Below are 21,643 nucleotides of genomic sequence, written 5' to 3'. Positions count from 1 at the left end.
GGGTGCTCCGTTCACTCGGCGGCGGCCACGGTTCCGGCGGGCGCCTGGGCGGCGTGGGCCGGAGCGGGCGCCGGGCGGCGCGGGGAAGGCAGGATGGCGGTGAGGGCGATCAGCAGGAACAGCCAGAGTCCGGCCGTGCCGACAATCCCCAGCAGCCCCTCCGGACCGGCGGGCAGCGCGTAATCGTAGAAGCCGGCGCCGGTCTTCGGCACGGTCTGGCCGCCGATGAACACGGTCCAGCGGAACATCCAGGCGCCGTGCAGGGCGATCAGCCCGGTCAGCAGCCCCGTTCCGGCCGGCTTGGCGACGGCGATGGCGAAGGGCAGCGCGGTGGCGGCGACGGCCCAGACGGCGGTGACGCGCCACGCCTCCGACCCGGCGACGCTGCCCAGCGCCTCGGCGTGGGTGGCATCCAGTCCGAACAGGCCGAGCGCCAGCCACAGCGCGCCGACCAGCATGACGCCGCCCAGGACGCCGGCGAGCAGCCGGTTCGCCCGCAGCTCCACCGCGCGGTCGTTGCCGGCGGCGAAGCGGTTCAGCACCAGCACCAGCCCGGCGGCGCCGGCCAGCGCGGTCATCAGGAACTGCACGGGCAGGAAGGGCGTGTGCCACAGCGGGCGCGCCCTGACCACCGCGACCTCCGCCCCGCTGTAGAGGGCGACGAGCAGCGCACCGGCCAGGGCGAACAGGCCGGCGGCGCGGATCAGCGCGTCGTTGCGCCCGCCGCCCAGCGACGCCAGCCGGTAGAGTGCGGCAAGGCGGCTGTCCACTTGGCCATGCGCCTGCAACTCCTCGCGGAAACAGGCCCAGCCGTAGACCAGCAGGCCCGTGACGTAGAGGGGGATGAAGACGGAGCCCCACCACATCCACGAGGTCGGGCGCAGCACGACGTAGAAGTGCCAGAAGCGGCCCGGCTGGTGGAGGTCCGACAGCAGCGCCACCGGGGCGGCCAGCCCGCAGGTCAGCGCCACCAGCAGGGCGGTGCGCCCGAGCTTGCGCCAGTCCTCATTGGCGAAGGCGTAGCCGGGCAGGCTCAGCAGCAGGCCGCCGACCGACAGGCCGATCAGGAAGAAATACTGAACGGCCCAGGGAAGCCACGCGACCTCGCGGGTCACATTGATGACCTCGACGATGTGGTTGTCCATCACGCGTGCTCCTTTGGGGCGTGAGGCTGCGCGGAGGGCCGCCAGAGCGTCGGCGTGCCGTCGACCTTCCCCTGGAAGCGGGGATCGAGGCCGAGGTAGAAGACGCGCGGCTGGGTCCCCTGCTCCGGCTTCAGGACCTTCGGGTTCTCCTCGCGGACCAGGATGGAGACGGCGCTGTCCGGGTCGTTCAGGTCACCGAAGACGCGGGCGCCGCCGACGCAGGTTTCCACGCAGGCGGGCAGCAGGCCGGCCTCCACGCGGTGGACGCAGAAGGTGCATTTGTCGGCGGTCTGGGTTTCGTGGTTGATGAAGCGTGCGTCGTAGGGGCAGGCCTGGACGCAATAGGCGCAGCCGACGCAGACGGTGTTGTCCACCACGACGATGCCGTCCCGGCGCTGGAAGGTCGCGCCGGTCGGACAGACGGGGATGCAGGGTGGGTCCTCGCAATGGTTGCACAGGCGCGGCAGCATGTAGCTGCCGGCCTTGCCCTGCTCGGTCACTTCGTAGGTGGAGACGATGGTACGGAAGCTGTTTTCCGGGACATCGTTCTCCATGATGCAGGCGACCGTGCAGGCTTGGCAGCCCACGCATTTGCCCACGTCCACCACCATCGCCCAGCGGTGCGCCGGATCGCCGTCCCGGCGGAGCGACGCAGCGCCGGGGGCGGCGGCGGCGGGCATCGCCGCCGCCGTCGCGGCCCCGATGGTCGCGGCGCCCGCGCCGAGGCAGAAGTTGCGCCTTGATCGGTCCATGGCTGGCCTCTTCGCACCTGAATCCTTCGGCCGCGACGAACCGCGGCCTTATGGTGCGAAGGGTACCGGCCCCCTGCCCCCACTCCCATTGGGGGCATCCCTACACTTCTTAGGGTAAACCCCAGTGACGACATGCCGCAGGGCGTCCGGTCAAGGCAATCGCATTGACCTTCATAGCCCTCTCCCCTCCGGGGAGAGGGTGGCCCGAAGGGCCGGTGAGGGGGTTGCGCGTGGCGATACGTCCGGCAGAAGCGCAACCCCCTCACCCTAACCCTCTCCCCGCTTTCGGCGGACCAAAGGTCCGCCTGTCGCGTCAGCGCAAACGAAGTTTGCGCGAGAGCGGAGGGGAGAGGGGATTTCAAATGCGCTCAGCCCTTGAGCGTGTCGACGACCGCGCGGGCCACGCCGGCGTGGGTGGCGTCCCGCTCCTTGAAGCTGTCGGCCGTCTCGGTCAGGTAGCTGGCGATCAGCAGCGGCGCCCGCCCCTCCGGCCAGACGATGCCAATGTCGTTGGCCGTCCCGCGCACGCCCGTGCCGGTCTTATCGCCGACGCGCCAGCCCGTCGGCAGCCCGGCGCGCAGGCGCTTGTCGCCGGTCCGGTTGGCGACCATCCAGGCGATGAGTTGCTCACGCGACGCCGGGGTCAGCGCGTCGCCCAGCATCAGCCGCTCCATGCTCTGGACCATCGCCGCGGGGGTGGTGGTGTCGCGCGGGTCGCCGGGAATGGCGCTGTTCAGGGACGGCTCGTTGCGGTCCAGCCGGGTCTTTTGGTCGCCCAACGTGCGCAGGAAGGCGGTCAGCCCGGCGGGATCGCCCACCGCCGGCAGCAGCAGGTTCGCCGCCACGTTGTCGCTGAGCGTCATCGTCGCCTCGCACAGCTCGGCCACCGTCGGGGGCGGGCCGTCGAGGCGTGTTTCGGCGAAGGGGGCGTAGGGGACCATGTCCGCCTTGGTCACCGGGATGCGCCGGTCCAGCCGCTCGCGCCCCTCGTCCACCCGCTTCAGGATGGCCCCAGCCAAAAGAAATTTGAAGGTGCTGCACATCGGGAAGCGCTCGTCCGCGCGATGGCCGAAGCGCTGCCCGGTGCCGGTGTCGAGCACCGCCACGCCCAGCCGCCCGCCGCTGCGGGTTTCCAGCGCGGCGATGGCGTCGGCCAGCCGCTTATCCCCGAATTTCCTGGGTTTCTCCGCCCTCACGCCGGTCGCCGCCAGCACCGTCATCCCGCCCGCCGCGGCCAGGAAAGCCCGCCGTCTGATCATTCTATCCTCGTGTCATGCCGTGTCGATGGACGGACGATAAAAAGCTGCCGGCCTCCGAACAAACGATGATAGTTTTCACAAGCCGCAAGAAAAACTTATAGCTGTCCATGGCCCGTCCACAGCTTCCGCTCAACGCGCTGCGCGCCTTCGAGGCGTCGGCCCGCCATCTCAGCTTCACCCGCGCCGGGCTGGAGCTGTGCGTCAGCCAGGCGGCGGTCAGCCAGCAGATCCGCACGCTGGAGGCGCGGTTGGGCGTCACCCTGTTCCGCCGCCTGCCGCGCGGCCTCGCCCTGACCGACGAAGGGGCGGCGCTGGTGCCGGTGCTGATGGACGCTTTCGAGCGGATCGGCGCGACTCTCGACCGCTTCGCCGACGGGCGCTACCACGAGGTGCTGACGGTCGGGGTGGTGGGAACCTTCGCCACGGGCTGGCTGCTGCCGCGCCTGCCGGCCTTCACCGCCGCGAACCCGGCGGTCGACCTGCGCATCCTGACCAACAACAACCGGGTCGATCTGGCCGGCGAGGGGCTGGATTTCGCCATCCGCTTCGGCGACGGTTCCTGGCACGGGGTGGAGGCGGTGCCGCTGCTCGACGCCCCGCTGACCCCGCTCTGCGCCCCGGCGCTGGCGCAACGGCTGTCCGCCCCGGCGGACCTCACGCGGGAGGTGCTGCTGCGCTCCTACCGGGTCGAGGAATGGCAGCGCTGGTTCGCGCTGGCCGGGGTGCCCTGCCCGGCCATCCGCGGACCGGTCTTCGATTCCTCCCCCACCATCGCCGCCGCCGCCGCAATGGGCGCCGGGGTGGCGCTGCTGCCGGCGCGGCTGTTCGGCCATGACCTGACCACCGACCGGCTGGTCCGCCCCTTCGCCATCGAGGTGCCGGCCGGCCGCTACTGGCTGACCCGCTTGCACTCCCGTCCCGAGACGGCGGCGATGCAGAGCTTTCGCCACTGGATCGCCGCCGTCCAAGCGGAAGATTAGGCCGGCGTTGGGGCCTGCTCTGGCAGGACGCCGGCCTGCTTCAACTCACGCCAGAAGTCCGCCGGAATCGACTGCTTCATCAGCGCCACGTTCTCCTGCACGCGCGGCGGGTTCTTGGTGCCCGGAATGACCGAGGCGACGACCGGGTGCGCCGCGCAGAATTGCAGCGCCGCCGCCCGCAGGTCCACGCCGTGCCGTTTGGCGATCTCGGCCAGTCGGTCGCGCGCCGCCACCTTGTCCGGCGGAGCCTCCTGGTACTCGAAATTCTTGCCTCCGGCGATCAGGCCGGAATTGTAGGGGCCGCCGACCACCACATGGACGCCGCGTTCCTGGCAGCGCGGGAACAGCGTGTCCAACGCCGGCTGGTTCAGCAGGCTGTAGCGCCCGGCCAGCAGGAAGACGTCCGGGTCGGCCCGCTCCAGCGCCATCACGCAGGGCTCCACCCGGTTGACGCCCAGGCCCCAGCCGCGGATCACGCCCTCCTCGCGAAGCTTGGTCAGCGCCACGGCGGCGCCCGTCATGGCGGTGTCGAACACCTCCAGCCAGCGGTCGCCGTGGGCGTCCTCCGCGCAGTCATGAATGTAGGCGATGTCGATGCGCGCCATGCCCAGCCGTTGCAAACTGTCCTCGATGGAGCGGCGCACCCCGTCGGCGGTGTAGTCGTAGTCCACCCGGAAGGGCAGCCCCTTCACGAAAGGACCGTGCTTGCCGCCCTTGCTGGCATCGGCGCGCAGCAGGCGCCCGACCTTGGTGGACAGAACGAAGTCGTCACGCGGGCGGTTGCGGAGGACATGGCCGAACCGGTGCTCCGATATGCCGGGGCCGTATTCCGGCGCCGTGTCGAAATAGCGGATTCCGGCGTCCCAGGCGGCGGCCAGCGTGGCCTCCGCCACGTCGTCCGGCACCTCTTCGAACATGTTGCCGAGCGGAGCGCCACCAAACCCGATGGGTCCGGGCGGAGCGAAATGCTTGCGGTCCGGCATGATCGACCTCTCGTTGTTCCGTGCGTGCGCGGGATTCCAGTCTGCGCTCTGACGGCGCTTCTCTCAACATCGGCCCTCAACATCGGGATGGTTCGGGCGTTCCCATTCGCAACCGGCCGGCGCGGGCGTGGCAATTTGCGACGCGGATGGGAGCGCGGTGGCAAATTGCAACGGTTGGGAAGGAACAACCGCGTTCCCCACTCGGGAATTTTGCTGGGTGGAACAGCAATTGCGCGGGGATTGGGAGTTGGTACGGAATTTGAGAATGATTTGATCCGGCGCGGGCGACCGATGCCGAACAAAAAATATCCCAGGCAGGACATCCCATCATGACCACCTCCCTTCGTGCCTTCGCCAACTTGCGCACCGCCACCAAGGTCTACACCGGCTTCGGGGTCACGCTGGCCCTGCTGGTCACGTTGGGGGCGGTGTCCTGGAGCGGTCTTCGATCCAACGACGAAGCGCTGCGCAGCTACGCGGCGCAGTCCGACGTCACGGTGACGCTGGGGGTGGCGGACACCGCGTTGTCCGACGCGCTGGGGGCTGCGGCGGAATTTCTGGTCGTCGGCACGGACGGCGCGGCCAATCGATTCCGCGCCACCGCCGGCGAGTTCCGCCGGCAGCTGGACAGGGCGGCTCCCGCCATCGGCGATTCCGCCGACCGTCAGGCGGTGGAGGAGATCCGCGGGCTGGAGCGGGATTTCCTGACCGGCTTCGACCGCCTGGTCGCCCTGCGCACCGAGCGCGACGGCATCGTCGCGGAGGTCGTGAACACGCTGGGCGCCGACATCCGCCGGACGCTGAGCGATCTGGTCGCCGCGGAACGGCAGACCGGCAACCTGGACCGCACCGTTCAGGCCGCGGGGGTCAGCGAGAAGTATCTGCTGGTGCGCGTGCTGGTCGCCCGCTTCGTGACCGAGACGAAGCCCGCGGATCTGGTCCGCATCCGCCAGGATCTGGCGGCGGTGGCCGGCGACGTCGAGGCCGAAGCCAAGGGCTGGGCCGACTCCCCGGGTGCGGCCAAGCGCGCCGAGGTGCTCGGCAAGCTGCCGCGCTACACCGCCGGCATCGAGCGCATCGCCGCCATCGCCGAGGAGATGGCGCGCGTCAACGCCGACACGCTGACCCGCGCCGGTGCCCAGATCAACGGGAGGATTGGGGCGATCCGCCAGAACTCCACCGAGGTCCTGAAGGGGCTGGAGATCAGCGCCGCCACCGCGGTGACCGCCGCCGAGCGGCAGGGAACCGTGGTGACCGCCGCCGCGGTGGCGCTGGGCCTGCTGCTGGCCTGGATGATCTCGCGGGCGATCACCCGTCCGCTCGGCGCGATCACCGGAGCGATGGGCCGGCTGGCCGAAGGCGATCGGTCGGTGCAGGTGGACGAGGGCTGGCGGAAGGACGAGATCGGCGCGCTGGCCCGCGCCCTTCAGGTCTTCAAGTCGAACGCCGAGGAGATGGAACGCATGCGCAAGGCGCAGGAGGAGGCCGAACGTCAGGCCGCCGAGCAGCGCCGCGCCACCATGATCCGCATGGCCGACACCTTCGAGACGACGGTCCAGGGCATTGTCGAGGCGGTGGCGAGCGCCGCCGGCGGCATGCACAACGCCGCCAGCACCCTGTCCGGCACCGCGACCGACGCCAGCGAGCGCTCGCTGCTGGTCGCCTCCGCCTCCGAGGAAGCGTCGGCCAACGTGCAGACCGTCGCCAGCGCAACGGAGGAACTGTCGGCCTCGATTGCCGAGATCGGCCAGCAGGTGGAGATCTCCACCCGCATCGCCGGTCAGGCCGTGAGCGACGCTGAAGGCGCCGACCAGACGATGCGCGCCCTGGTCTCCGCCGCCGAGCAGATCGGGCAGGTGGTGGAGATCATCAGCGGCATCGCCGCCCAGACCAACCTGCTGGCGCTGAATGCCACCATCGAGGCGGCCCGCGCCGGCGAGGCGGGCAAGGGCTTCGCCGTGGTGGCGGGCGAGGTGAAGGCGCTGGCGAACCAGACCGCCAGGGCGACCGATGAGATCCAGTCGAAGGTGCAGGAGATCCAGCAAACCACCGGCGGCGCGCAGAAGGCCATCGGCAGCATCGGCCAGACCATCGGCCGGATGAGCGAGATCGCCACCACCATCGCCGCGGCCATTGAGGAGCAGGCCGCCGCGACCCGCGAGATCGCCAGCAGCGTGTCCCAGGCCGCCCAGGGGACGGAGGAGGTGTCGCGCAACATCGCCGGCGTCAGCACGGCGGTGTCGGAAACCGGCGACGCCGCCAGCCGCGTCCACGGCACCTCGGAGGAGCTGGCCGTCGAGGCGGAACGTCTGCGCAGCGAGGTGCGCAGCTTCATCGCCACCGTCCGGGCCGCCTGACCCGGCAGGAGGGGGAATCGCCGCTTGTTCCGGTTCCCGTCCGCCGGATGGGTGTTAGGCTGAACCGAGACGCCTGAGCGACAGGCGTCTCGGTTTGGCGCTTCGATTGGGCGGCCGGGATTGGTCGGTCATGATGAGAAGGATTTCCCTGAGGGCCGCTTCCGGCTTCGTCCGGCGTTTCGCCGGGCTGGCCGGGGGCTACTGGGCGGGGCGGGACCGCTGGTCGGTATGGCTGCTGACGGCGGCCCTTCTGGCCTTGACGGTGGCGCAGGTGTCGGTCCCGGTCATGTTGAACCTGTGGAGCCAGCGCCTGTTCGACGCGCTGGAGCAGCGGGCGATGGACCGTTTGCCGGTCATGGCCGCGGTGGCCGGCGGCATCCTGCTGTTCAACATCGCCGTCACCGTGTCGCATCTGTGGGTAAAGCGGCGCCTCCAGTTCGGCTGGCGGGCTTGGCTGACCCGGCGGCTGGTCGGCGACTGGCTGTCGGACGGCCGGGAGCTGGCCCTCGCCTCCCGCCCCGGCGACCACGACAACCCGGACGGGCGCATCGCCGAGGACGTCCGCATCGTCACCGAACTCGCCATCGACCTGGGCCATTCGCTGACTTACTGCCTGCTGTTGCTGGTCAGCTTCGCCGGCATCCTGTGGCAGCTTTCCGGAGTCGTTCCTGTCACGCTCGGCGGCGTGAGCCTCGCGGTGCCCGGTCATCTGCTCCTCCTCGCCCTCGCCTTCTCCGCCGCCGGGACGGCCGCGGCCATCGCCGTCGCCCGGCCGCTGGTCCGCGCGGCGGAGCGCCGGCAGGGGCTGGAGGCCGATTTCCGCTTCGGGCTGGCGCGGGTGCGGGAGAATGCCCCGATCATCGCCCGGCAGCATGGCGAGGCCGTGGAGCGCGGCCGCATGGCCCTGCTGTTCGGCGGCGTGCGCCGCGGCTGGGAGCGGCAGACCGGCGCGCTGGTCCGGGTGATGGCCTTCGGCGCGTCCTATTCTGTGCTGTCCGCGGTCTTTCCCATCCTGGTGGTGGCGCCCCGCTACGTCGCGGGGACCATCACGCTGGGGGTGATGATGCAGACCGCGCAGGCCTTCCAACAGGCCATCGCGGCACTGTCCTGGCCCATCGACAATCTGGCGACCGTCGCCCAGTGGAAGGCGTCGATGGAGCGCGTTCTGGGGCTGAAGGCGGCGCTGGATGGAATCACGCCCTTGCCCCTGGTCAAGGCGCCTGTTCCCGATGTCCTGTCCGATGGCGGCGACACCGCGCGGAAACGATGACGTCGTCCGGCACTTTCCGTTTGACCTCAACTTAGCTTGAGGTTCTATCTTGCCGCCGCACGCCGAAACCTTGGGAGGGACTGGGCCGAATGCACCGCGAGATACGGCTCCTGCTGCGCCGCTGGAAAATTACTCTGCTGAAGAAACGCGAAAACCGCCGCCGCCTTGCCCTGTTCAGGCCCATTCTGCCCGGCGCGAACCTGAAGGACCGGCTGATCGCCTGCTGCGGGGCCATGCTCGGCCTCGCCGCGACGGGCCTGCTCTGCCACAACCTGCTGACCCACATCACCAGCGCGCCGGCCCTGGTGGCGCCCATGGGGGCGTCGGCGGTTCTGCTGTTCGCGGTGCCGGCCAGCCCGCTCGCCCAGCCCTGGTCGATCATCGGCGGCAACACCCTGTCGGCGCTGGTCGGGGTGATGGTGGCGGCGCTGATCCCCGACCCGATGCTGGCCGGCGGCGTGGCGGTGGCGTTGGCCATCGCGACCATGTCGATGACGCGCTGCCTGCACCCGCCGGGCGGTGCCGCCGCGCTGACCGCGGTGATCGGCGGCCCGGCGATCGCGGCGTCGGGGATGCAGTTCGTGTTCTATCCGGTGGCCGTCAATTCCATTCTGCTGGTGATGGCGGGCTGGACGTTTCACCGCTTCTCCGGCCATTCCTACCCGCACCGGGCGCCGCCCAAGCCGGTCAACACCCATGGAACCGCCGATCCGCCCGCCCGGACGCGCGCCGGTGTGACCGCCGACGATCTGGACGAGGCGATCCGCGAGCTGGGAGAGGCGCTGGACGTCAACCGCGACGACCTGAGCGCGCTTCTGGAGAAGGCGGAGCTTCACGCCATGGAGCGGATGCACAGTGGAATCACCTGCGGCGACATCATGGCCCATGATGTGGTGACGGTGAGCCCGGAGGCCCATCCGGAGGTGGCCCGCGCCCGTCTGATCGAGCACGCCTTCCGCACCCTGCCGGTGGTGGACCGGCGCAACGTGGTGGTCGGTCTGGTCGGGCATCAACATCTGGTGGGGGACGCCGCGACGGTGGCCTCGGTGATGGCCCCGCCGGTGACCGCCGGCCCGGAAACCCCGGCCTTCCGCCTGCTCGGCCCTCTGTCGGACGGCGGCACGCACGAGGTCGCCATCGTGGATGCAATCGGCGGGCTGCTGGGGGTGGTGACCCAGACGGACCTGTTGCTTTGGAGGCCGGCTCCGCGAGAAAATTTTCTCGCGGAGCCGGCTTCTTTACTCCCCTCCCCTGCCCTTCCCGGCGTTCAGGATCGCGTCGATGTCGTCGCGGATCGCGCGGAGCGTCTCCCGGTCGATGTCGGCCAGCGCCAATCCCTGTTCACGGACGCTGGCGACGGTCCGGCGCGCCCCGAACACCGCCTTTGCCAGCGGCTTCGGCAAGGCGCTGCCGGTCGGAACCGCGTTGCTGCGGGGCTTTGCCGCCACGGGCGCCGGAGTCTCCTCGTCGGCGGAGCGCCGGGTCATCTCTTTGACCAGCGCGTCCCAGCCACGCAGCTGTTCGCCCTCCCCTTTCAGCCGGGCGATCTCCACCAGCCGGTAGCGAGCCGGGCGGTGCAGCGGGTACTCGTCGCGGATGCGCTGCGGCAGGCGGCTGATGAGCAGCGCGCGGGAAATGTCCACCCGGTCCTTGCCGACGATCCGCCCGACATCCTCCTGCCGGTAGCCGTGGCGCTCCATCAACCGGGCGTAGGCGTCCCCCTCCTCGAAGGGGGACAGGTCGGCGCGGACGACGTTCTCGATCAGCGCCAGCTCGTCCGACGCGCCGGTGACCGTGACGGCGTAGATGGTCGGATGGCCGAGCGCCCGCACGGCGCGGAAGCGCCGCTCCCCGAAGACGAGTTGAAAGCGTCCGTCGCCCAATTGCTGCACGCCGACCGGCTGGGCCAGTCCATGCTGCGCGATGGAGGATCTCAGCGCCTCCATGTCCGCTTCGTCGAAATGACGGCGCGGCTGGTCGGGGTTGGTGACGATGCGGCCGACGTCAATCTCCACGACGACCGGGCCGCGGCGGTTGAAGCCCTGCCCCTCCTCGCGGGCTTGGCGCTCGGCCGCTGCGGTGGTCAGCACGCCGGTGTTCGTCCGGGCCAGTTTACGCGACATGGGCCATCACCTCCGGCATGCGGGCACGTTCCTGAATCAGCGCGTCGGCGACGGCCTGATAGACCTCGTAGCCCGGCGCGTCCGGCACCGCCTCCAATGCGGCGCGCCCGGCGGCCACCGACTGGGCGTAGACGGTCGCCCGCGGGATCGGGCCAAAGACGCGCAGCTTCGCGCCGAACAGGTTGCGGATGTCGTCGAGCGACGCCTGGTCCTGAGTCAGCCGCGCGTTGAACATCGTCGGCAGGATGCCGAGAACGCTGACCCCCGGGTTGGCCCGGCGGCGGATCATGTCCAGGTTCTCCAGCAGAAACTCCACGCCGGCGACGCTCAGCATCTCGGTCTGGCAGGGAATGGCGACGGTGTTGGCAGCGGTCAGCGCGTTGCGCGCCAGCATGCCGAAATGCGGCGGAGTGTCGACGAAGATGAAATCGTAGCTCTGCCGCGCTCCGCCATCCAGGCATTCCCGAAGCGCGCAATCCCCCGATGACTGGCTTTGCAGCTCGGCCTCCGCGTCGCCCAGCCGCATGCCGCTGGGGATCACGTCCAGCCCGCTGTCGGTGGTGACGATGTAGTCGCCGAGGTCGAAACCTTTCCCCCGCGATTTCAGCGCCTCCACGGACGCCTTCAGCGCGTAATAGAGGGTTTTCTCCTCGCGCTCGCGCTCGATGGAGTTGATGCCGAGATGGATGGTGGCGTTGGCCTGCGGGTCCGCGTCGATCAGCAGCACCTTGAAGTGCCGGGCGAGCAGGGTGGCGGTGTTGACGGTGAAGGCGGTCTTGCCCACGCCGCCCTTGCGGTTGGCCGCGGCACAGATCAGCGCCGGGCCATGCCGCGTCACCGTTCCGATCTTCTCCCGCAACAGCAGGGAAATGACCGGGGCCGGGATCTTCTCGCTGCCGTTCTCCCAGCGCGAGATCTTCGCCTTGTCGTATTTCCGGCCGAGTTTCTCGTTCAGCCAAGCCGCGAAATCCGGCTGGTTCAGCGTCCGGCCTTCCCGGAACGCCTTGATGTCCTCGCCGCGCATGGTTCATTCCCCTGCCTTGCCCCGAGGCCACTTTTGCGCGGCGCCCGAGCCCGGTCAAGCCGGAATGTTGACTCCGGGGCAGGGTAGGGGAGTCAACATTCGGCGAGAAAATTTTCTCGCGGGACAAGCCTCCGGCGGGCGGCGCAATCCATGCACCGCCCGCCGCTCCGGTCAGCCCGGCTTGTAGGCCGCCTTCGCCTCGGGCATCAGCTTTTGCAGCGCGGCGATGCGGTCCGCCGTGCCGGGGTGGGTGGACATGAAGGTGGGCTGCTCGCCCCCCGCCTGCTTCATGTTCTGCCACAGCTCGATGGCCGCCTGCGGGTCGTAGCCGGCGCGGGCCATCATCAGCAGCCCCGCGCGATCGGCCGCCAGTTCCTGGTTGCGGGAATAGGGCAACAGCAGGCCGTACTGCGCGCCGGTGCCCAACGCCGCGGCGATCATCTCGCTGCCGCCGACCCCGCTCGCCCCGGCCACGGCCCCTAGGATGCTGGTGCCGGCGTCGGTGGCCATCTGGGTGCTCACCCGCTCGGCGGCGTGGCCCTCCAGATTGTGGGCGATCTCGTGGCCGATGACCGCGGCGAGCTGCGCGTCGGTCTTGGCGTACTGGAACAGCCCCTCATAGACGCCGATCTTCTGGCCGGGCAGGGCGAAGGCGTTGGCCTCCTGGCCCTGGAACACGCGCACCTCCCAGCCGGCGGGGTCGAGCGAGGCGGCGCGCAGCAGGCGGGCCGAGATCTGCTCGGCGCGGCGCTGGTAGCCGGCGTTGGTGGTGGCCGGGGTCGACTGGATCAGACGCTGCCAATCCTGTTGGCCGAGTTCGACGAGTTGTTCCTGCGAGACGAGGTTCAGCCCGAGCCCCGTCGAGTTTCCGGCGCATCCGGCCAGCGCCAGGGACCCGGCCAGCGCCGCGGCAAGGCACAGGGGTCGGACGGTCATGATCGGCATTGCTCTTCCTCCGTTGTGGTTCTGTCCGCCGCATCCTATCCGATGGCGGATGGGCTGTGCCGGGGCAATTCGGTGGTCATGTTTCCGGTGGCACGATTTCCCGGCGATTAGACGTCTAATAGCGTCGCATCGCCGTCCCCTCCCGGCCGTGCCATTCTGTGGATATCCTCTCAAGAGCCTTCTCAACCGCCCGCGCGATTCCATGTATAGTCGGTCTTGTAGGCCAGTGGTGCGATGGCATCGCTGCGGGTGGATGGCGGCAGGAGGAACGGGTGACGACGCTCAAGGAATTCGAAGAAGCCTTGAAGACGGCGGGCAACACGGAGGCCCTGGAGATCCTGGGCAAGCTTCGGGAGCGTGACAAGGCCCAGCGGTCGATCCGCCCGGCGCGACGCGTCGTCGGCAAGAAGATGACGCCCGACCTCGCCGCGCAGATCCTGGAGCTTCACCGCACCACCGACATGACCCAGCAGGAAATCGCTTTCCAGCTCGGCGTCAACCAGGGCCGCGTGAACGAGGTCATCAAGCGCGGCAAATGGCTGAACGACGACCCCAACGCGCCGGAGGCCGTCGCCCGCGACAAGGCCAAGGCCCGCGCCAAGGACGGGGTGGGCATCGACCCGCGGCCGACCCGCCCGAAGAAGAAGAAGAAGGCGAAGCCGGACGAGGAATCGGCGGTCGAGGCGGTCCAGGAGGCCGTGGCGGAGGCCGTGCCGCCCGTCGAAGCTTCGGCTGTGGAAGAACTGGCACATCCCCCTGAGCCGGTCGCGGTGACCCCGTCCGCTCCCGTGCCCGAACCGGCTCCTCTGGAGCGGGTGGAGATGGCCCTGAATCCGGATGTCCAGGATACGACGGCCCAGGATCAATCAGCCGAGGACAAGCCGGTCACGGAGAAGGCCCCCAAGGAGAAGAAGAAAAAGCGCAAGGCCGAGCCACCGGCGCAGCTGCTTTTCGACGGGCTGTAAGGCGCCCGCTCAGCCGCGGCGGGGCTGCCACCAGCGGGCCAGGAAGCCCAGCCCGGCGAAACGCACGACGTGATGCGTGCCGACGAAGGCGGTGTCGAGGCCGAGCACGAAGGCCACGATGGTCATCGCCTCCACCCCGCCCGGCGCGTAGGCGAGCCAGAGCTGGCCGAAGGGGAGGCCGAGCAGCCAGCCTCCCGCCCAGGCGAAGGCCGAGGACAGGACGAGCGCCAGCGCCACGCTTTCCAGCGACGGGCGCAGCGCCGCCCGCAGGGAGGCCAGCGTGACCCCGGCGAAGCGCGACCCGATCATCGCCCCCGTCACCACGAAGCCCGCGTTGAGCAGCCAGTTCGGCAAGCGGTGGTCCACGAGGCCGCTGCCGTGCAGCAGCGCGCTTCCCAGCATGGCGCCGAGCAGCACGCCGCCGGGCACGCGCAGCCGTTGGAACAGCAGCCCGGCGACAGCGCTGACCCCGACCAGAAGAGCCAGTTCGGGCAGGGCGTCCGCCGGGTCGGAGAGGGCAGGGCGGGGCGGCAGGCCCGGCGTGGACGACACCAGCTCCAGCAGCCAGGGCATGGCGGCGACCAGGACGAACAGGCGCAGGCTCTGCGCCAGCGCCACCCGCGGCAGGTCGGCCCGGCTCTCCGCCGCCAGCACCAGCACCGCGCCCAGCGCGCCGGGAACGGCGGCGTAGCGCGCGGTCGCCGGGTCCCAGCGGTGCACCCGCTCCAGCCACGCCGAGCAGGCGTACAGGCAGGCCATCACCGATCCGGCGAGCAGCGCCATGCTGAGCGGCCAGGAGGCCATCTGGTGCAGCGTGTCCGGCGTCACCCCGGCGCCCATGGAGATGCCCAGCAGGACGAAGGCGGCGGTGCCGAGCGGGGAGGGCAGGCGCAGAGTCAACCCGCCGAGCGCCCCGCCGGCCACCGCGGTCATCGACCCCATCAGCCACGCCGCGGGCATGCCCGCCAACGCGAACAACCCGCCACACAGGGTGGACAGAAGGAGGGTCAGGGCGGTGGCGGCGAGTCGCTTCATCATCCGTCGGGTCCGGCTGCGGCAAGGGCCGTGCACTGTGCGTGTCCCCCGCAATCTCGCGCAACCGGTATGGGCGGTCACCTGACAAGCGTGTGCGGCATAGGCCGGCGATTGTCCGGACCGTCCGCCTGCTGCATTGTCGGGCCAACCGGCCGCCACGGCGGCCCAGACGACGCGGGAGGGGACCATGCCCACAAGAACCGGGGGGACGGACGCTATGAGGTTCGCCGCCAACCTGTCCATGATGTTCACCGAGCGGCCCTTCCTGGAGCGGTTCGGCGCGGCGGCGGCGGCCGGCTTCGACGCGGTGGAGTTCCTGTTCCCCTACGACGTTCCGGCGGAGCGGATCAAGGCGGCGCTGGGCGACCATGGGCTGACCCAGGCGCTGTTCAACCTGCCCCCTGGCGACTGGGCGGCGGGGGAGCGCGGCATCGCCTGTCTGCCGGGCCGCGAGGCGGAGTTCCGCGAGGGCGTGGCGACCGCCATCGCCTACGCCAAGGTGCTGGGCAACCGCCTGCTGCATTGCATGGCCGGTATCCCGCCGGAAGGGCAGGGGCACGACGCGGCGCTGGCGACCTACACCAACAACCTGCGCCACGCCGCGGCGGCCTGCGCCGAGGCCGGGTTGACGCTGCTGGTCGAGCCGATCAACAACCGCGACATGCCGGGCTATCTGATGAACGACACCGCGCTGGCCCGTCGGGTGATCGGAGAAGTGGGGGCGCCGAACCTCAAGCTCCAACTCGATTTTTACCATTGCCAGATCAGCGAGGGCGACCTCGCCACCCACATCCGGGCCAACGCCGACCTCACCGCCCATGTGCAGATCGCCGGCGTCCCCGACCGCCAGGAGCCCGACCGCGGCGAGGTCCACTATCCCTATCTGTTCGAGGTTTTGGCCGACACCGGCTACCGCGGCTTCATCGGCTGCGAGTACCGGCCCCGCGCCCGGACCGAGGACGGGCTGGGCTGGTTCAACGCCGCCAACAAGTGGGCCGCGCGCTGACCATGGACCTGCTCGCCCCCCTGTCCAGCATCGCCGCCGTCGTCGTGCCGGTGTTCCTGATCGCCGCCCTCGGCTTCGGCTGGAGCCGCGCCAAGCTGCCCTACGACAGCGCCTTCATCACCACTTTCGCGATCAACGTCTCCACTCCCTGCCTGGTCTTCTCCTCGCTGGCCCGGCTGACGCTGGGCGGGGACGACCTGCTGACCATGGCGGCGGCCTCGGTCGGCAGCATGGCGCTGGCCGGGCTGATGGCGACGCCGATCCTGCTCGCCAGCCGCTTGCCGCTGCGCGTCTATCTGCCGGCGCTCAGTTTCCCCAACGGCGGCAACATGGGCATTCCCGTCTGCCTGTTCGCCTTCGGGGAGACCGGGATGGGGCTGGCGGTGCTGTTTTTCGCGACGCTCGCCGTCCTCCAGTTCACCATCGGCCCGGCCCTGGCGGCGGGTCGTACGGACGCCAAGCAGGTGCTGCGCACCCCGGTGATCTACGCGGTGGCGCTGGCTGTGCTGGTGCTGATGACCGGCTTCCAGCCGCCGCAATGGGTGACCAACACGACGACGCTGCTCGGCAACTGCGCGGTGCCGCTGATGCTGTTCTCGCTGGGGGTGGCCCTGGCAGGGCTGCGGATGCAGGGAATGCTGCGGTCGCTGGCCATGTCGGCGCTGCGGCTGCTGCTCGGCTTCGCCGCCGGGCTGGCGGTGGTGGAGGTGCTGGGGCTGGAGGGCACGATGCGCGGCGTCGTGCTGCTGGAAAGCACCATGCCGGTGGCGGTGTTCAACTACCTCTGGGCGCTGCGCTACAACAACGCGCCGCAGGAGGTCGCCGGGATGGTGCTGGGCTCCACGGCGCTGTCGTTCCTAACGCTGCCGCTGCTGCTGGCGGCGGTGATGTGAAGAGGGGAGGGGGACCAGAGTCTTGCCCCCACCCCGGCCATCTCCCGCTTCGCAGGGGAGGGAGAAACAGTCCCCTCCCCTGCGAAGCGGGGGAGGGTTAGGGTGGGGGCAAAACTTCGCCCCCCCTGGCGCCTCACGCCGTCGCGGCGTCCGAATGGGTTGCCGCGCGCACCCGGCGGTGGAAGGACGGCGGCACCACGCAGGTCCCGAAGAACATCAGGTAGTGCCGCATCTTCGGGTCGCCCGCCCGCGTCGCCTCGGCCAGCAGGCGGCGGACGGCGTTCCAGTCGCCCTCGCGGCGGGCCATGCCGACGACCTTGGTCATCAGGAAGGCGGCGTAGGCGTTGCCGGTCATCAGTGGACGATGGGTGCGCGCCCATTCGAAGGCCTGCCGCCAGTCGTCCACCGAATGCAGCGAGGCGCGGCCCTCGTCGATCTCCACGAAGCACAGCGGCTCGTCCACGAAGACCAGCTCCGCGCCCGGCTGGTCGAGCGCGCGGAACAGCCAGCCCCAATCCTCGAAATGGCGGTAGTCCGGCATCGGCACGGCGAGCGCCAGCGAGCGTGGCACCATGATGGTCGGGGTGGCGAGATAGCCGGGGCGGGACAGCGGGCTGCGGCGGTCGATCAGGTAGTCGCTGATCGGCTCGCCCGGCTCCGGCCGGCGCTGCGGCCAGACGTAGCGGCGCTCGCCGATACTGACGCTGGTGCTGCAGGACACCACCGGCAGCTTGGCGCCCGACGCCTTGGCGGCGGCGAGCTGCCGTTCCAGCTTCTCCGGTGCCCAGGAATCATCGTCGTCCAGGAAGGCGATCCACTCGCCCAGCGCGGCCTGCACACCGGCGTTGCGCGCCCCCGCGGGGCCGAGCGACGCCGGGTTCTGCACGATGCGCAGGCGGCGGTCCTCCACCGCCTCCAGCGCCGCGACGGTCGCGGGGTCCGGCCCGTCGACGACGACGACGATCTCCAGATCCTTGATCGTCTGGGCGCGCACGCTCTCCACGGCGTTCAGCACCAGATGCGGGCGGTTGCGCGTCGGGATGACCGCGCTGACGGTGACGGGCGGGGCTTCCGCCGTCCCGCCCTTCATGTCCGCGTCCTTCATCGCTTGTACTCCAGATATTGGAAGCCCATCAGGCCGTAGAGATAGCCGCTGCCGACGCAGATTTTCTGGAGCCGACGGATCGGCCAGCTCGTGTCGAAGGCCATCGCCATCGGCACCAGCGGCAGGGCGGCGAGGTTCAAGGCGATGTGCGCGAGCCCCAGGGTGGAGCGCTTCACCAGCGTGCGGCGCTGACCGTTCAGCTTGGCCTCGGTCAGGGACACGCAGGTCCCCAGCCGGAAGGCGCGGCGCAGAATCCAGCGCGCGGTCATGCGGCTGGCCGGCACATGCTCCTCGATGGTCGCCTCGTCGCACCAGACGATGCGGTGGCCCTGGCGGCGGATCTGTTCGAAGAACAGCACGTCGCTGCCGCCGGACAGGCTCAGCTCCGGGTCGAAGCGCACGCCGCCTTTCAGGATGGAGCGGCGGAACAGCACGTTGCCGGTGGCGCAATAGGCCGGCTCGCTGCCCGTGGGCATGCGTTGCAGATCGTGGAAGCGGCCCTTGGTCAGCCAGTCGGGCGGGCGCTTCTCGTAGATCGGCAGGACCGGCCCGGCGACCACGGCGGCGCCGGTGCGCTCCATGGCCGTCACCAGCCAATCGAGCCAGCCGGGGCTCGCCACCTCGTCGTCGTCGATGAAGGCGATCAGGTCGGCGTCCGCGGTCTCGTCCAGGCAGCGGTTGCGGGCGGCGGGAATGCCCGGCACCGGCTCCGCCGCGTAGCGGATGGGGAAGCGCCAGTCCTGCGCCATCTCGCGGCACAGCGGTTCGGCGGAGCGCGCAGGGTCGTTGTCCACCACCAGCACCTCGACGTCCAGCGGGGCGTCGGGGTTGAAGGTCAGCCCCTCCAGCGACAGCAGCGTGCGGTGGAGATCCTTCGGCCTGCGGTAGGTGCACACGCAAACCACCAGCTTTTTCGACATGATGCCTGTTCCTTCCTCACGCCTGTTCATGGGGTTCATGCCGGGGATCGGGTGCGTTTCAGCCGGGCCAGCGCGATCCGCACCTGACCCATCAGGTTGGCGGGGTTGAGCACGGCCAGGGCCAGCAGATAGAGGCTGCCCGCCGGGGCGAGCTGGACGAGCAGCAGGTCGCTTTCCATCGCCGCGACCTTCAGCCCGGCGGCGAAGAGCAGGGCGGCGGCGGTCACCTTCAGAAGATCCTTCACCGGCACCGCCAGCACGCCGGCGCGCGGCATCAGGATGGCCGCGGCCACCACCCAGCCGAGCTGGGCCGCCAGCGAGCCGTAGGCCGCCCCGATCACGCCGAAGCGCGGGATCAGGAACAGGTTGGCGCCAACGTTGAGCACCGCCGTCAGCATGGTCAGTTTCAGGATGTAGCCGGTCTTCTTGGTCAGGTGCAGCGACAGGTCGAAGTGGTAGATGCGCAGGATGCTGATGAAGACCGACAGGGCGACGAGCGGCATGATCGCCGCACCCGTCTCGCGGTACGCCTCGCCGAGCAGCAGCCCGACGATGCCCTGGGCGGAGATCACCTCCATGAGCACCAGGGGCAGGCAGACCAGCAGAAGGATCGTCAGGTTCTGCGCCATGATCGGGCGCGCGGCGCGCGGACCGGCGTCGTCATAGGCGCGCGACGCCATCGGCAGCGTGACCAGAGACGCCGCCGAGGCCACGAGCATGATCGGTTGCTTGGCGAGGTCGAAGGCCATGGCGTAGGCGCCGGCCGCCGCCTCGCCGATGAACCAGTAGATCAGGAAGCGGTCGGCGAAGTCGAGCGCCCAGCCGACCATCAGGCTCAGCATCAGCGGGCCGCCGAAGGTCAGCAGGAGGCCGACCCGCTCCCGCGCCGGCCAGCGCAGCGAGATGCCCTTCAGGTCGGAGCGCAGCCAGATCGCGGTGACCAGCAGGAAGCCGATGCTGGTGCCGAGCAGCAGCCCCTCCTCCTTCCAGCCGATCAGCACGAAGGCGGAGCCGAGCGCCAGCCCGAACAGCGCCTTGGCGAAGGACTTGGCCGCGAAGACGGAGCCCCTCAGACGTGCCCGCGACATCTGGATCGACAGGTCGAACCAGGAGATCAGGATGGCGATCACCGGCAGATACAGCACATAGTCGATGCCGTTCATGCCGGGATAGAAGGCCACCACCGCGCCCAGGATGGCGAGGACGCCGCAGGCCACCACCAGGAAGGCGGTGACCACGGTGGAGAGCCAGGCGTCCCGCTCGGCCGCGTCGCCGCCGCATTTGCGCAGGACGAACAGACCCATCCAGGAGAAGCCGCAGGCGTTGATCGCCGCCGCCGCCGCCATCACCAAGGCGTAATGGCCATAGGCCTCCGGCGTGACGATGCGCGAGAAGACCGCGACCGCCGCGAAGCCCAGGATGCCGACGGCGATCCGGGTCGCGAAGAAGGCGAAGCCGCTCGACATCATGACCGCGACTCCGCCACCGGGATGCCGTTCCGCAGCTTGGGCCGCCGTCCCGCCGAGGGACGCGGGGTCAGGGCGTGGGCGTGGACCGTCTTGGCCAGCCGCGTCTGGAAGGCGGTGAAGAGGAACCAGAGCAGGCCGTTCTGGATCAGCAGGCTGCTTTCGGCCACGTTGCCGAGCAGGAGCATCATGGCGAAGACGATGTGCCAGCGCGCCGCCCCGCTGCGGTCGACCGGGACGATCCGGGCGATCCGCGACAGGTAGATCGCATAGGCCACCAGGAAGAGGCCGAGGCCGAGCAGGCCGACGTCCAGCGTCGTCTGGATGAAGCCGTTGTGGGCGTGGATGTCGAAGCGGCCCGAGGTACGCCAGAACAGCGCGCCCGGCGCGTCCAGCCCCGACCAGAAGGCGCTGAAGCCGTAGCCCAGCACCGGCTGCTGCTCGATCATCCGGAAGGCGAAATCCCAGATCAGCGTGCGCCCGGTCAGCGTGATGTCGCGGCCGAGCAGCGCGGTGATGCTTTCCAGGTTCAGCAGGGCGAAGATGGCGGCCAGCATGATGACCATGGTGCCGCCGTACAGCTCCAGCGCCAGCGACCCGGCGTCCTGCCGGTGGGTGACCAGCATCACCAGGGTCATGCCGGCCGTGGCGACGATCAGCGCCGTGGCGGAGCCGGACATGGCGAGGCAGCCGGCCATGATGGCGAAGGTGCCCAGCCGCCAGACCAGCGCCATGGTGTCGGTCACCGGGCGGGAGCGCAGGACGAACAGCCCGGCGGTCAGGCCGAAGGCCATGGCATCGCCCAGGCCGTTCTTGTGGGAGAAGACGCCGCGCCACTGCGATCCCTGCTCCGCCGGCATCAGGCCGTAGCTCGGCAGGCCGATCGCCAGCAGCGCGCTCAGCACCGCCAGCACGAAGACCGCGCGGTGGATCAGCCGGGCCAGGGCGACCTCGCCGTAGGACAGGCCGACATAGAGGCCGAAGATCGTCGTGCCGACCAGGGCCACGCTACGGCGGATGGTCAGCGACGGGTCATGCGACCATTGGCTGGACGCGATGGCCAGCACCACCATGAGGGCCATGGGAATGCTGAGATAGCGGAAGGCCCGGACGCCGTGGAGCATGACGATCCGCAGCAGGGCCGTGGCGTAGAGGCCGGCGAAGATGAGCTGCTTGATGGTGTCGCCGGAGGATTCCGGTGCGCCGCCCGCGCGCAGGATGAAGCGCTGCGAGGGCGCGGACATCAACACCGACAGCAGCGCGTCCCACAGCAGGATCAGGCCGATGGCGCACACCACCTGATCGAACAGGCTGGGCGTGAGATCGGCGGCGCTGCGCAGAAGCGGCGGCGTCCGTGGCCGGGCGGGCGGCGCGTCCGCAGCGGGCGCCGCCGCCATAGCGGCTCGGTTTCGCGG

General features: G+C 70.0%; 18 protein-coding genes and 1 pseudogene. 7 read left to right on the top strand and 12 right to left on the bottom strand.

Annotated elements, in window-relative coordinates; genetic code table 11:
- Positions 1–11 precede the first annotated feature (11 nt).
- The 3 genes from nrfD to bla form a co-directional block, all read right to left on the bottom strand.
- Positions 12–1,145: an NrfD/PsrC family molybdoenzyme membrane anchor subunit gene (gene nrfD / locus AC1DVI_RS16150; protein ID WP_476958822.1), complete on the bottom strand. Its 1,134-nt coding sequence runs from the start codon at positions 1,143–1,145 to the stop codon at positions 12–14.
- On the bottom strand, positions 1,145–1,897 hold the full coding sequence (dsrO, locus tag AC1DVI_RS16145; protein ID WP_476958821.1) for a sulfate reduction electron transfer complex DsrMKJOP subunit DsrO: 753 nt from the start codon (positions 1,895–1,897) through the stop codon (positions 1,145–1,147). The genes nrfD and dsrO overlap by 1 nt, the downstream gene beginning before the upstream one ends.
- A 368-nt stretch (positions 1,898–2,265) precedes the next feature.
- On the bottom strand, positions 2,266–3,156 hold the full coding sequence (gene bla, locus AC1DVI_RS16140; protein WP_476958820.1) for a class A beta-lactamase: 891 nt from the start codon (positions 3,154–3,156) through the stop codon (positions 2,266–2,268).
- Positions 3,157–3,263: 107 nt separating this feature from the next.
- Here bla and AC1DVI_RS16135 point away from each other — a divergent pair, with 107 nt between their 5' ends.
- A complete protein-coding gene (locus tag AC1DVI_RS16135) occupies positions 3,264–4,136 on the top strand; it encodes a LysR family transcriptional regulator (RefSeq protein WP_476958819.1) in 873 nt (290 codons plus the stop codon).
- Here the strand turns inward: AC1DVI_RS16135 and AC1DVI_RS16130 are convergent.
- A complete protein-coding gene (locus tag AC1DVI_RS16130; protein WP_476958818.1) occupies positions 4,133–5,119 on the bottom strand; it encodes an aldo/keto reductase in 987 nt (328 codons plus the stop codon). The two genes, AC1DVI_RS16135 and AC1DVI_RS16130, sit on opposite strands and share 4 nt — an antisense overlap.
- Before the next feature lie 329 nt (positions 5,120–5,448).
- Between AC1DVI_RS16130 and AC1DVI_RS16125 the strand changes: the two genes are divergently transcribed.
- From AC1DVI_RS16125 to AC1DVI_RS16115, 3 genes and pseudogenes are all read left to right on the top strand, one after another.
- Positions 5,449–7,476 (top strand): methyl-accepting chemotaxis protein, encoded by a 2,028-nt coding sequence (locus AC1DVI_RS16125; RefSeq protein WP_476958817.1) that lies wholly within the window; start codon positions 5,449–5,451, stop codon positions 7,474–7,476.
- A gap of 130 nt (positions 7,477–7,606) precedes the next feature.
- Complete coding sequence (locus AC1DVI_RS16120; protein ID WP_476958816.1) at positions 7,607–8,746, top strand: SbmA/BacA-like family transporter; 1,140 nt, start codon at positions 7,607–7,609, stop codon at positions 8,744–8,746.
- 89 nt (positions 8,747–8,835) lie between these two features.
- A pseudogene (locus tag AC1DVI_RS16115) lies at positions 8,836–9,927 on the top strand (HPP family protein); the annotation flags it as partial.
- Between the two features lie 57 nt (positions 9,928–9,984).
- Here AC1DVI_RS16115 and AC1DVI_RS16110 read toward each other — a convergent pair.
- From AC1DVI_RS16110 to AC1DVI_RS16100, 3 genes are all read right to left on the bottom strand, one after another.
- Entirely contained in the window at positions 9,985–10,869 is an 885-nt protein-coding gene (locus AC1DVI_RS16110) for a ParB/RepB/Spo0J family partition protein (RefSeq protein ID WP_476958815.1), read from the bottom strand.
- Complete coding sequence (locus AC1DVI_RS16105; protein WP_149163941.1) at positions 10,859–11,893, bottom strand: AAA family ATPase; 1,035 nt, start codon at positions 11,891–11,893, stop codon at positions 10,859–10,861. Before AC1DVI_RS16105 ends, AC1DVI_RS16110 begins: the two co-directional genes overlap by 11 nt.
- A 171-nt stretch (positions 11,894–12,064) precedes the next feature.
- Positions 12,065–12,829: a M48 family metallopeptidase gene (locus tag AC1DVI_RS16100; protein ID WP_476958814.1), complete on the bottom strand. Its 765-nt coding sequence runs from the start codon at positions 12,827–12,829 to the stop codon at positions 12,065–12,067.
- A 281-nt stretch (positions 12,830–13,110) separates the two neighbouring features.
- On the opposite strand from AC1DVI_RS16100, the gene AC1DVI_RS16095 reads away from it, so the two are divergent.
- The gene (locus tag AC1DVI_RS16095; protein ID WP_476958813.1) at positions 13,111–13,803 is read left to right on the top strand and encodes a sigma factor-like helix-turn-helix DNA-binding protein; all 693 of its coding nucleotides are present in this window, start codon (positions 13,111–13,113) and stop codon (positions 13,801–13,803) included.
- A 9-nt stretch (positions 13,804–13,812) separates the two neighbouring features.
- Here the strand turns inward: AC1DVI_RS16095 and AC1DVI_RS16090 are convergent, their stop codons facing one another.
- Positions 13,813–14,841: an AbrB family transcriptional regulator gene (locus AC1DVI_RS16090; RefSeq protein ID WP_476958812.1), complete on the bottom strand. Its 1,029-nt coding sequence runs from the start codon at positions 14,839–14,841 to the stop codon at positions 13,813–13,815.
- 214 nt (positions 14,842–15,055) lie between these two features.
- On the opposite strand from AC1DVI_RS16090, the gene otnI reads away from it, so the two are divergent.
- Both otnI and AC1DVI_RS16080 read left to right on the top strand, forming a co-directional pair.
- The gene (gene otnI, locus AC1DVI_RS16085) at positions 15,056–15,844 is read left to right on the top strand and encodes a 2-oxo-tetronate isomerase (RefSeq protein ID WP_476958811.1); all 789 of its coding nucleotides are present in this window, start codon (positions 15,056–15,058) and stop codon (positions 15,842–15,844) included.
- Positions 15,845–15,846: 2 nt separating this feature from the next.
- The gene (locus tag AC1DVI_RS16080) at positions 15,847–16,737 is read left to right on the top strand and encodes an AEC family transporter (RefSeq protein WP_145624751.1); all 891 of its coding nucleotides are present in this window, start codon (positions 15,847–15,849) and stop codon (positions 16,735–16,737) included.
- 133 nt (positions 16,738–16,870) lie between these two features.
- On the opposite strand, the gene AC1DVI_RS16075 is transcribed toward AC1DVI_RS16080, so the two are convergent.
- The 4 genes from AC1DVI_RS16075 to AC1DVI_RS16060 are packed head-to-tail and all read right to left on the bottom strand — an operon-like array spanning position 16,871 to position 21,625.
- The gene (locus AC1DVI_RS16075; protein ID WP_476958810.1) at positions 16,871–17,842 is read right to left on the bottom strand and encodes a glycosyltransferase family 2 protein; all 972 of its coding nucleotides are present in this window, start codon (positions 17,840–17,842) and stop codon (positions 16,871–16,873) included.
- Positions 17,839–18,762 carry a glycosyltransferase family 2 protein gene (locus AC1DVI_RS16070; RefSeq protein WP_476958809.1) on the bottom strand — a complete coding sequence of 308 codons (924 nt, stop codon included), beginning with the start codon at positions 18,760–18,762 and terminating at the stop codon, positions 17,839–17,841. The genes AC1DVI_RS16075 and AC1DVI_RS16070 overlap by 4 nt, the downstream gene beginning before the upstream one ends.
- Before the next feature lie 35 nt (positions 18,763–18,797).
- Complete coding sequence (locus AC1DVI_RS16065) at positions 18,798–20,231, bottom strand: lipopolysaccharide biosynthesis protein (RefSeq protein ID WP_476958808.1); 1,434 nt, start codon at positions 20,229–20,231, stop codon at positions 18,798–18,800.
- The gene (locus AC1DVI_RS16060) at positions 20,228–21,625 is read right to left on the bottom strand and encodes an O-antigen ligase family protein (protein ID WP_476958807.1); all 1,398 of its coding nucleotides are present in this window, start codon (positions 21,623–21,625) and stop codon (positions 20,228–20,230) included. Before AC1DVI_RS16060 ends, AC1DVI_RS16065 begins: the two co-directional genes overlap by 4 nt.
- Positions 21,626–21,643: the final 18 nt, after the last annotated feature.

The sequence above is a fragment of the Azospirillum sp. P4_B5 genome (assembly GCF_056402275.1).
The sequence above is the reverse complement of the archived record's forward strand: the minus strand, read 5'-3'. Positions and strand labels throughout refer to the sequence as shown.